The following is a 10852-nucleotide window of genomic DNA, read 5'->3' on the forward strand; positions in this document are numbered from 1 at the left end:
GCAGCTCGTTCCAGGAGGTCGCGGACCAGACGTCGGCCCGCACGTTCCACTCCTCGGCGAGGATCCGCTGCGCCTCGATCGCCCACGGCACGGCGACACCCGAGGCCATGATCTGCGCCGGGATCGCGCCGGCCTCGGCGGCCTTGTAGCGGTGGATGCCCTGGAGGATGCCCTCCACGTCCACGTCCTCCGGCTCCGCCGGGTGCTGGATCGGCTCGTTGTAGACGGTGAGGTAGTAGAAGACGTCCTCGGCCTCGGGGCCGTACATGCGGCGCAGGCCGTCCTTGACGATGTGCGCGATCTCGAAGCCGAAGGCCGGGTCGTAGGCGACACAGGCCGGGTTGGTCGAGGCCAGCAGGTGCGAGTGGCCGTCCGCGTGCTGCAGGCCCTCGCCGGTCAGCGTGGTGCGGCCGGCGGTGGCACCGAGCACGAAGCCGCGGGCCAGCTGGTCGGCCATCTGCCAGAACTGGTCGCCGGTCCGCTGGAAACCGAACATCGAGTAGAAGACGTACACCGGGATGAGCGGCTCGCCATGGGTGGCGTAGGCCGAACCGGCGGCGATCAGCGAGGCCGTGCAGCCGGCCTCGGAGATCCCGTCGTGCAGCATCTGGCCGGTGGGCGACTCCTTGTAGGCGAGGAGGAGTTCGCGGTCCACCGCCTCGTACTGCTGCCCCAGCGGGTTGTAGATCTTGGCGCTCGGGAAGAAGGAGTCCATGCCGAAGGTCCGGTACTCGTCCGGCGCGATCAGCACGAAGCGCTTGCCGATCTCCTTGTCCCGCATCAGGTCCTTCAGCAGCCGGACGAAGGCCATCGTCGTGGCGATCGACTGCTGGCCCGATCCCTTCTTCACGGCCGCGTAGGCCTTGTCGTCGGGCAGGGTCAGGGGCTTGGCCCGCACCACCCGGGTCGGCACGTACCCGCCGAGCGCCTTGCGGCGGTCGTGCATGTACTGGATCTCCTCGGAGTCCGGGCCGGGGTGGTAGTACGGCGGGAGCCCGCTCTCCAGGTCCTTGTCCGCGATCGGGATGTGCAGCCGGTCGCGGAAGCGCTTGAGGTCGTCGACCGTCAGCTTCTTCATCTGGTGGGTCGCGTTGCGGCCCTCGAAGTTCGGGCCCAGCGTCCAGCCCTTGACCGTCTGCGCGAGGATGACCGTCGGCTGGCCCTTGTGCGCCTTGGCCGCCGCGTACGCCGCGTAGATCTTCTTGTGGTCGTGCCCGCCACGGCCCAGGTGCAGGATCTGCTGGTCCGACATGTTCTCGACCATCGCCCGCAGCCGGTGGTCGCCCCCGAAGAAGTGCTCGCGGATGTAGCCGCCGGTCTCCGTGGCGTACGTCTGGAACTGGCCGTCGGGCGTGGTGTTCAGCTTGTTGACGAGGACCCCGTCGCGGTCCTGGGCGAGCAGCGGGTCCCAGGAGCGGTCCCAGATCAGCTTGATGACGTTCCAGCCGTTGCCCCGGAAGATCGACTCCAGTTCCTGGATGATCTTGCCGTTGCCGCGCACCGGGCCGTCGAGCCGCTGGAGGTTGCAGTTGACGACGAAGGTGAGGTTGTCGAGCCCCTCCCGGGCCGCGATGGACAGCTGGCCCAGGGACTCGACCTCGTCCATCTCGCCGTCGCCGAGGAAGGCCCAGACGTGCGAGGCGGAGGTGTCGGCGATGCCGCGCGCCTCCATGTAACGGTTCATCCGCGCCTGGTAGATCGCGCCGAGCGGGCCGAGACCCATCGACACGGTCGGGAACTCCCAGAAGTCCGGCATCAGCCGCGGGTGCGGATAGGACGAGAGGCCGTTCGGGAACTTCGACTTCTCCTGCCGGAAGCCGTCGAGCTGCGTCTCGGTCAGCCGGTCGAGCAGGAAGGCGCGGGCGTAGATACCGGGGGAGGCGTGCCCCTGGAAGAAGATCTGGTCGCCGCCGTCGCCCTCGTCCTTGCCGCGGAAGAAGTGGTTGAAGCCGACGTCGTACAGCGAGGCGGACGAGGCGAAGGTGGCGATGTGCCCGCCGACGCCGATCCCGGGGCGCTGCGCGCGCGAGACCATGACGGCGGCGTTCCAGCGGGTGGCGTTCAGGACCTTGCGCTCGATCTCCTCGTTGCCGGGGAAGAACGGCTCGTCCTTGGTGGCGATGGTGTTGACGTAGTCCGTGCTGCGCATCTCGGGCACGGCCACGCGCTTCTCACGGGCCCGCTCGATCAGCCGCAGCATGAGGTAGCGGGCCCGCTCCCGGCCCCGCTCGTCGACGGCGGCGTCGAGGGAGTCGAGCCACTCCTGGGTCTCTTCCGGGTCGAAATCCGGGACCTGGCTGGGAAGGCCGCCAATGATGATCGGGTTGCGATCGGATCCGGGAGCCACACTGTTCCTTCGCTGGTCGGGAGGGACCCCCACGGGGAGCGGGAGCCCCACTGAAGCCGGGATGACCATCGTGTACCCCACCGACCGCAAACGTCATCTTTACCGAGGGGTAACCCAGGGGGCGCGTCCGGCGTGGTCAAATCGCAACCTTACGCCCAACCCGCGCATGCGTTTCGTCCGGGCGTTCGGCAGACTGAAACCACACAAGCCCGCAGAGCGGGACGAATCGAGTGTGCCTGATCGCGGAGCCGGGTAGGTACGAGCCGGAAGTTGCGGCGAGACGGCCCCAAACGTCACCGTTTCGGCGGTCTCGACGGCCGGGTACTTGCGCGATCCGCCCCGGCACGTGTGGACTACGGCCAGCGCCGCGCGCACGCGTGGCCCGAGCATTTTCCGTTACATGATCAGGAGGCAAGCCGTGAGCGCGACCGCGGACCACGCGGAGGAGCGGACCAACCCAGCCGCAAGGCTGGGGTTCGAGCCCGGACAGGTGGTCCAGGAGATCGGCTACGACGACGACGTCGACCAGGATCTCCGTGAAGGCATCGAGTCCATCATCGGCCAGGACCTCGTGGACGAGGACTACGACGACGTCGCCGACGTCGTCGTCCTCTGGTTCCGCGACGAGGACGGCGATCTCACCGACGCCCTGGTGGACACCATCGGTCTCCTCGAGGACGGCGGCATGATCTGGCTGCTGACCCCGAAGACCGGCCGTGACGGCTACATCGAGCCGTCCGACATCAACGATGCCGCGCAGACAGCTGGTCTCTCCCAGACCAAGAGCATCAGCGTCGCCAAGGACTGGACGGGCACCCGCCTGGCCACCCCCAAGCGCTGATCCCCAACGCTGCGAGAAGCCCCCGCCGGACCGCCCGGCGGGGGCTTTCGTGCGCACCCCGTAGGGTGGGGCCACCGGTTCGGCCCAACGGGGCCGACGGATCGGACGGACACCCGCAGCGAAGGGATGCGCACGCGATGGCGATCGAGGTCGGCACCAAGGCCCCGGATTTCGAGCTCAAGGACAACCACGGCCGGACCGTGCGGCTCTCCGACTTCCGCGGTGAGAAGAACGTGGTGCTCCTCTTCTACCCCTTCGCCTTCACCGGGGTCTGCACCGGCGAGCTGTGCGAGCTCCGCGACAACCTGCCGAAGTTCGTCAACGACGACGTCCAGCTCCTCGCCGTCTCCAACGACTCCATCCACACCCTGCGCGTCTTCGCCGAGCAGGAAGGCCTGACCTACCCCCTGCTCTCCGACTTCTGGAAGCACGGCGAGGCCTCCCGCGCCTACGGCGTCTTCGACGAGGACAAGGGCTGCGCCGTCCGTGGCACCTTCATCATCGACAAGGAGGGCGTCGTCCGCTGGACCGTCGTCAACGCCCTCCCCGACGCCCGCGACCTGGGCGAGTACATCAAGGCGCTCGACACCCTCTGACCCGCCGGCGGCGCCCCCTCGGGGTCCCGCGGGAACCGGCCGGATCCGACACCCGACGATTCTCCGGGCGAATCGTCTGTTTCGACGGGGAACCCGTCACTAGGATCCAGACGTTGATCCGATGCCAACGCACGACTGGGGGCGCTGCCCCTGGAAACCTATGGAGGGACTCGTGGGAGTCAGCCTCAGCAAGGGCGGCAACGTCTCGCTGACCAAGGAGGCCCCTGGCCTCACCGCCGTGACCGTCGGTCTGGGCTGGGACGTCCGCACCACCACCGGTACGGACTTCGACCTCGACGCCAGCGCCATCCTGGTGAACGAGGCGGGCAAGGTCCGTAACGACCAGGACTTCGTCTTCTTCAACAACCTCAAGAGCGCCGACGGCTCCGTCGAGCACACCGGCGACAACCTCACCGGTGAGGGCGAGGGCGACGACGAGCAGGTCAAGGTCAACCTGGCCGCGGTCCCGGCCGACGTCTCCAAGATCGTCTTCCCGGTGTCGATCTACGACGCCGAGAACCGCCAGCAGTCCTTCGGCCAGGTGCGCAACGCGTTCATCCGCGTCGTGAACCAGGCCGGCGGCGCCGAGATCGCCCGGTACGACCTCTCCGAGGACGCCTCCACCGAGACCGCCATGGTCTTCGGTGAGCTGTACCGCCACGGCACCGAGTGGAAGTTCCGCGCGGTCGGCCAGGGCTACGCCTCCGGCCTGCGCGGCATCGCGCAGGACTTCGGCGTCAACGTCTGAGCCGAGCCGCCCGTCCCGTCCGGCGCCGCACACCACGTGCGGCGCCGGACGTGCCTCGGCGGACCGTACCCCGCCGGCCCCGCCGCCCCCGCGGAGGGCGCCCGTACGGGACGGCCCGCCGAAGGTGCCGTACGGCCGAAGGTGCCGCACCGGCCGCGCGGGGGAACAACAGCAGCACCGCAGGACAGCGGGACCAACCGGGGAGGAACCGATCATCATGGGCGTCACGCTCGCCAAGGGAGGCAACGTCTCCCTCTCCAAGGCCGCACCCGACCTCACCCAGGTCCTCGTGGGACTCGGCTGGGACGCGCGCTCCACCACCGGAGCCCCCTTCGACCTCGACGCCAGCGCGCTCATGTGCCAGGCGGGCCGCGTGCTCGGCGACGAGTACTTCATCTTCTACAACCAGCTCCGCAGCCCCGAGGGCTCCGTCGCGCACACGGGTGACAACCTCACCGGTGAGGGCGACGGCGACGACGAGTCCCTGATCGTCGACCTCACCAAGGTGCCGGCCCACTGCGACAAGATCGTCTTCCCGGTCTCCATCCACGAGGCCGACCCTCGCGGACAGACCTTCGGTCAGGTCAGCAACGCCTTCATCCGGGTCGTGAACCAGGCCGACGGCCAGGAACTCGCCCGCTACGACCTCTCCGAGGACGCCTCCACCGAAACCGCGATGATCTTCGGTGAGCTCTACCGTTACAACGGCGAATGGAAGTTCCGGGCCGTCGGTCAGGGGTACGCGTCGGGTCTGCGCGGCATCGCTCTAGACTTCGGGGTCAACGTTTCGTAAAGCCGCGTTATTACACGATGGGGTAGACAGTGGTTCTGAAAACCTTCGGCTGGTCGTTCGCGATCACTGCGCTCGGCCTGGTCGCCGCGGTGTTCTACGGGGGGTGGGAGGCGTTCGGGATCGTCGCGATCCTCTGCATCCTCGAGATCTCGCTCTCCTTCGACAACGCGGTGGTCAACGCCGGAATCCTGAAGAAGATGAATGCCTTCTGGCAGAAGATCTTCCTCACGATCGGCATCCTGATCGCCGTCTTCGGTATGCGCCTGGTCTTCCCCGTCGTCATCGTCGCCGTCAGCGCCAAGATCGGGCCCATCGAGGCCGTCGATCTGGCCATGACCGACAAGGAGCGCTACCAGGAGCTGGTGACCGACGCGCACCCGTCGATCGCCGCCTTCGGTGGCATGTTCCTGCTCATGATCTTCCTCGACTTCATCTTCGAGGACCGTGACATCAAGTGGCTCGGCTGGCTGGAGCGCCCGCTGGCCAAGCTCGGCAAGATCGACATGCTGTCGATCTGCATCGCCCTGATCGTCCTGATGATCAGCGCCATGACCTTCGCGACACAGGCCCACCAGCACGGCGGCACCCACGTCGACAAGGCGCAGACCGTTCTCATCTCCGGTATCGCCGGTCTGATCACGTACCTGGTCGTCGGTGGTCTCTCCGGCTTCTTCGAGAACAAGCTGGAGGAGGAAGAGGAGCGCGAGCACGAGGCGGAGGAAGCGGCCCGGCGCAGCGGCAAGAAGCCGTCCGCGGTCCAGCTCGCCGGCAAGGCCGCCTTCTTCATGTTCCTCTACCTGGAGGTCCTCGACGCCTCCTTCTCCTTCGACGGGGTCATCGGCGCCTTCGCCGTCACCAACGACATCGTCCTGATGGCCCTCGGCCTGGGCGTCGGCGCCATGTACGTCCGTTCGCTCACGGTCTACCTGGTCCGCGAGGGCACCCTCGACGACTACGTCTACCTGGAGCACGGCGCCCACTACGCCATCGGCGCCCTGGCCGTGGTCCTCATGATCAGCATCCAGTACCAGATCCCCGAGGTCGTCACCGGCGGCATCGGCGTCGCCCTGATCGGCTGGTCCTTCTGGTCCTCCGTCCGGCGCAACAAGGCCCTCGCGGCCGCCGGCGGCGGTTCGGGCTCCTCGGGCGACAAGACAGAGGTGACGTCCGGGGTGTGACACCCCCGCCGACGAGGAACGCTTCACTGCGGGGCGGCCGGAGCACCCGGCCGCCCCGCAGGCATGTGTGCGGTACAGGCGACGAGTGTGGGGGGTGAAGGCGTCATGGCCTTCTGGGACAACCTGTTTCCGGGCAGGGCGGCGCGGTACGACTTCGGCAGCGCCACCGCCAACGCGATCGACCTGACGAAACGGCGCCCGTCGGTCTCGCTCGCCAAGCAGGGCGCCGACACCGGCAACCTCCGCGTCAACCTCTCGTGGCGCATGCGCACCTCCGACCTCGAAGGCCGCACCCGCCAGAGCGGACAGCTGCTGCGCCACCCGTCCCGGCTGTTCAAGCCCGAGGTCGTCCAGGCCCACACCCAGGGCGTGGTCAACGTCGACCTCGACCTGGGCTGCCTCTACGAGCTCACCGACGGCAGCAAGGGCGTCGTCCAGCCGCTCGGCGACTTCTTCGGCGACCTCAACGCCGCCCCGTACGTGAAGCTCAGCGGCGACGACCGCTTCGGCGGCTCCTCCGGGGAGACGATCTTCGTCAATCTGGACCACAAGGACGAGATCAAACGCCTGCTGTTCTTCGCGTACATCTACGACCAGACCCCGGCCTTCGACCGCACCCACGCCACGGTCACGCTCTACCCGAGCAGCGGCCCCCGGATCGAGATCGATCTGGACGAGCGCGCCCCGCAGGCCCGGTCCTGCGCCGTCTTCTCCGTCGACAACACCAAGGGCGAGCTGACGGTCCGCCGCGAGGTCCGGTTCGTGTACGGCTTCCAGGCCGAACTTGACCGGCTCTACGGCTGGGGGCTCCAGTGGGGACGCGGCTACAAGACCAAGGCCTGAGGCCGTGCCGTCACGGGCGGAGGAACTGCGGTCCCATCGGCGGCATCCGGAACTCCGGCCCGGCGTGCGGGTCGTGCGCGGGCACCGGCTGCGGATAGCCGTAGGCGGGCCCGGGCGAGTTCACCGGCTGCTGCGGATACCCGTAGGCGGGCGCCCGGTCCGGCATCGGCGGGGGCGCGACGGGCTGCGGGGGTACGGCCGGCAGCGGCGGTACGGGGGCGTGGACCACGGTCGCGTCGAGATCGGGGTCCCCGGCGGCCGTCCCGGCTCCGGCCTCCGCCGGTGTCCGGTCTCCCGTCGCCGCACCGGCACCCGCGCCGTTCCCCCCGTCCGTACCGGCCCCGTCGGCACCGGCGTTCTCGGCGGCGTCCTCGTCGACGGAGATGCCGAAGTCGGTGGCCAGCCCGACCAGACCCGTCAGGTAGCCCTGACCGACCGCGCGGAACTTCCAGCCCTCGCCACGCCGGTACAGCTCACCGCAGATGACCGCGGTCTCCTCGCCCGTCTCCGCCACCACGTCGAACAGGGCGAGCGGCTCCCCCTCGGACCCGCCGGCCGCGTCGTAGACGAGAATCCGCAGGTCGGAGACGGAACGGAAGGTCCCGCCGTCCGAGGAGGCCGCGACGACCACCCGGTCGACGGACGGGTCCAGCCCGCCGAGATCGGCCTCGACCGTGTCCGTCAGCCCCTCGGCCACCCGCTTCTTCGGCAGTCGGCGGACGAACCCGGACGGATGCCGCGGCTGGTTGTAGAAGACGAAGTCCTCGTCGGAGCGCACGCGCCCGTCCGGGCCGAGGAGCAGGGCCGAGGCGTCCACGTCGGGGACCCCGGGGCCCGGGGTCCAGCGGAGCACGGCCCGTACGGCCGCGGTGTCGAGAGGGACGTTGGAGCCCTTCAGCATCGCGTGCGTCATGACCGCAATCCTGCCCTCCCGGCCGTCCGCGGGACAACGCGGGGGCACCACGGACGGCGCGGACCGCGCGAACGGGCGAGGGAGCGAGGTGACGGATGCAGACGAGTTACCTGAATTTCATGCAGGCTGGGAACTGCGGACACCCGCACCTACGTACTATTACCGGCCACGTGTCGTCCGGGCTCGGAGAGCCAGACGGGGGAGTTACATGCGTCATTTCGGGCACATCCCGTCCGCTTCGCGGGCCGGGCTGTTCCACTGCGAGCCGGCCGTCTTCACGGCCGACTCGCCCGCGCGCACGCTCGCCGTGGCCCTCGGCGCCACGCTCTACAGCCCGGCCACCCGGCCACGGCTGGCCGAGGACATCCGCAAACAGGCGGCCCGCGGAGTGGCGTCCATGGTCCTCTGCCTGGAGGATTCCATCAGCGACGGCGAAGTGGAGGCCGGCGAGGAGAACCTCGTCCGCCAGTTCGCCGCCCTCGCCGACGAGGAGGACTCCCGCGGCCACGCGGCCGGGGAGGACGCCCCCGCCCCCGGCGACCTGCCCCTCCTCTTCATCCGCGTCCGCCGGCCCGAACAGATCACCGACCTCGTCTCCCGCCTCGGCGAAACGGTCCGCCTGCTGTCCGGATTCGTACTTCCCAAATTCACCGAGGCCCGTGGCCAGGCCTTCCTCGAAGCCCTCACCGAGGCCGAGCGGGCCGGCGGCCGCCGCCTCTTCGCCATGCCCGTCCTCGAATCGCCCGAGCTCCTGCACCTGGAGACCCGGGCCGAGACCCTCGCCGGCATCGCCGCCCTCACCGAGAAGTACCGCGAGCGCGTCCTCGCCCTCCGCCTCGGTGTCACCGACTTCTGCTCCGCCTACGGCCTGCGCCGCTCGCCCGACATGACCGCCTACGACGTCAAGATCGTCGCCCACGTCATCGCCGACGTCGTCAACGTCCTCGGCCGCGCCGACGGCACCGGCTTCACCATCACCGGCCCCGTCTGGGAGTACTTCCGGCCCGGCGAGCGCATGTTCAAGCCCCAGCTCCGCCGCAGCCCCTTCCTCGAGGGCCGCGCCGAGGACCTGCGCACCGCCCTCATCGAACACGCCATGGACGGCCTGCTCCGCGAGATCGAACTCGACCGCGCCAACGGCCTCCTCGGCAAGACCTGCATCCACCCCACCCACGTGCTGCCGGTCCACGCCCTCTCCGTCGTCAGCCACGAGGAGTGGAGCGACGCCCAGGACATCCTGCGGCCCGAACAGTGCGGCGGCGGCGTGCTCCGCTCCGCGTACACCAACAAGATGAACGAAGTGAAACCGCACCGCGCCTGGGCCGAGCGCACCCTCCTGCGCGCCGAGGTCTTCGGCGTCGCCAAGGAGGACGTCGGTTTCGTGGAACTGCTCACCGCCGGCCTGGCCGGCTGACGAAGGGACGTCGACGACGTGGTGTGGACCGGAACGTGGGTCGCGGAGCGACTGGGCGTCGAACTGATCGGCGACGAGGCGCTACCGGCCCTGTTGGGCCTCGCACTGCGCCGTAACCCCAAGCGGGCGCACCTGCTCGTCTCCAGCGTGCTCGGCAAGCACGTGCCCCAGCGCCCTTCCGTCGTGTACGGCTCCGGCCTGGACCTCGGGCGGCGGGTACGGGACCTCCTCGGCGACGAGGAGGCGGCCCGCGCCGTCGTCCTCGGCTACGCGGAGACCGCCACCGCCCTGGGCCACGCCGTCGCCGACGGCCTCGGCCTCGCCCCGTACCTGCACTCGACCCGCCGCCCGGTGCCCGGTGTGGCCGGCGCCGGCGGCTTCGAGGAGTCCCACTCCCACGCCACCTCCCACCTGCTGCTGCCCGAGGACCCGGGGCTGCTGGCCGGCGACGGCCCGCTGGTCCTCGTCGACGACGAGTTCTCCACCGGCAACACCGTCCTCAACACCGTCCGCGCCCTCCACGAGCGCTACCCGCGCGAGCGGTACGTCGTCGTCGCCCTCGTCGACATGCGCGGCCCCGCCGACCGCGACCGGCTCACCGCCTTCGCCGCCGAGCTCGGCGCCCGCGTCGACCTCGTCACCCTGGCGGCCGGCACGGTCCGCCTCCCGGCCGGCGTCCTGGAGAAGGGCCAGGCGCTGGTGGCCCGGTACGAGGGCGGCGGGGGCGCGGCGGCAGGTACGGCGACGGGCGCGGCCCCGGAAGCCCCCGGCGCGGATCCCGGTACGGCCGACGGGCGCGCGCCCGTCACCGGTGCGGGCCCGGCGGGTACGGGCGCCGGCCTCGTCCGCACGGCCGGCGCGGGCCGCGTCGGTGGGAGTGGTGCCGGTGCGCGCGCGGGCGGTACGAGCCCGGCCGGTGCGGGAGCCGGCCCCCTCACTCCGGAGGCCGTACCCGCGGCCCCGCAGGTCGTACGGGTCGCGCTCGACTGGCCGGCCGGGGTCCCGGATGGCGGCCGGCACGGGTTCACCCCCGGGCACCGCGCCCGCCTGGAGGCCGCCCTGCCGGCCATGGCCGCCCGGATCGCCGAGGCCCTGCCCGAGCCGGCCCCCACGGCTCCGGGCACCGCGCGGGGAACAGGCGCCCGGGTCCTCGTCCTCGGCTTCGAGGAGCTGATGTAC

10 protein-coding genes are annotated in these 10852 nt (G+C 70.0%); 8 read left to right on the forward strand and 2 right to left on the reverse strand.

The window, feature by feature from the left end; all coding sequences use genetic code 11:
* Nucleotides 1-2347 (reverse strand): pyruvate dehydrogenase (acetyl-transferring), homodimeric type (gene aceE / locus RIF68_RS14185; protein ID WP_309051591.1); only part of this gene is annotated, 2347 nt, incomplete at its 3' end.
* 418 nt (nucleotides 2348-2765) lie between these two features.
* On the opposite strand from aceE, the gene RIF68_RS14190 reads away from it, so the two are divergent.
* The 6 genes from RIF68_RS14190 to RIF68_RS14215 all read left to right on the forward strand — a co-directional run bounded on the left by RIF68_RS14190 (nucleotide 2766) and on the right by RIF68_RS14215 (nucleotide 7346).
* Nucleotides 2766-3188 (forward strand): DUF3052 domain-containing protein, encoded by a 423-nt coding sequence (locus RIF68_RS14190; RefSeq protein WP_309051592.1) that lies wholly within the window; start codon nucleotides 2766-2768, stop codon nucleotides 3186-3188.
* A 137-nt stretch (nucleotides 3189-3325) separates the two neighbouring features.
* Nucleotides 3326-3784: a peroxiredoxin gene (locus RIF68_RS14195; protein WP_309051593.1), complete on the forward strand. Its 459-nt coding sequence runs from the start codon at nucleotides 3326-3328 to the stop codon at nucleotides 3782-3784.
* A 172-nt stretch (nucleotides 3785-3956) separates the two neighbouring features.
* The gene (locus tag RIF68_RS14200; protein WP_309051594.1) at nucleotides 3957-4532 is read left to right on the forward strand and encodes a TerD family protein; all 576 of its coding nucleotides are present in this window, start codon (nucleotides 3957-3959) and stop codon (nucleotides 4530-4532) included.
* A 217-nt stretch (nucleotides 4533-4749) separates the two neighbouring features.
* Entirely contained in the window at nucleotides 4750-5325 is a 576-nt protein-coding gene (locus tag RIF68_RS14205; protein ID WP_309051595.1) for a TerD family protein, read from the forward strand.
* Between the two features lie 29 nt (nucleotides 5326-5354).
* A complete protein-coding gene (locus RIF68_RS14210) occupies nucleotides 5355-6503 on the forward strand; it encodes a DUF475 domain-containing protein (RefSeq protein ID WP_309051596.1) in 1149 nt (382 codons plus the stop codon).
* A 105-nt stretch (nucleotides 6504-6608) separates the two neighbouring features.
* A complete protein-coding gene (locus RIF68_RS14215; RefSeq protein ID WP_309051597.1) occupies nucleotides 6609-7346 on the forward strand; it encodes a Tellurium resistance in 738 nt (245 codons plus the stop codon).
* A gap of 10 nt (nucleotides 7347-7356) precedes the next feature.
* Here the strand turns inward: RIF68_RS14215 and RIF68_RS14220 are convergent, their stop codons facing one another.
* Nucleotides 7357-8259, reverse strand: a complete 903-nt coding sequence (locus RIF68_RS14220) for a TerD family protein (RefSeq protein ID WP_309051598.1) — start codon at nucleotides 8257-8259, stop codon at nucleotides 7357-7359.
* A 208-nt stretch (nucleotides 8260-8467) separates the two neighbouring features.
* Here RIF68_RS14220 and RIF68_RS14225 point away from each other — a divergent pair, with 208 nt between their 5' ends.
* Together RIF68_RS14225 and RIF68_RS14230 are read left to right on the forward strand one after the other, a co-directional pair.
* The gene (locus RIF68_RS14225) at nucleotides 8468-9673 is read left to right on the forward strand and encodes an HpcH/HpaI aldolase/citrate lyase family protein (RefSeq protein WP_309051599.1); all 1206 of its coding nucleotides are present in this window, start codon (nucleotides 8468-8470) and stop codon (nucleotides 9671-9673) included.
* A gap of 18 nt (nucleotides 9674-9691) precedes the next feature.
* Nucleotides 9692-10852 (forward strand): phosphoribosyltransferase domain-containing protein (locus tag RIF68_RS14230; RefSeq protein ID WP_309051600.1); only part of this gene is annotated, 1161 nt, incomplete at its 3' end.

The organism is Streptomyces sp., from assembly GCF_031178505.1.
GTDB classification, from domain to species: domain Bacteria; phylum Actinomycetota; class Actinomycetes; order Streptomycetales; family Streptomycetaceae; genus Streptomyces; species Streptomyces gulbargensis.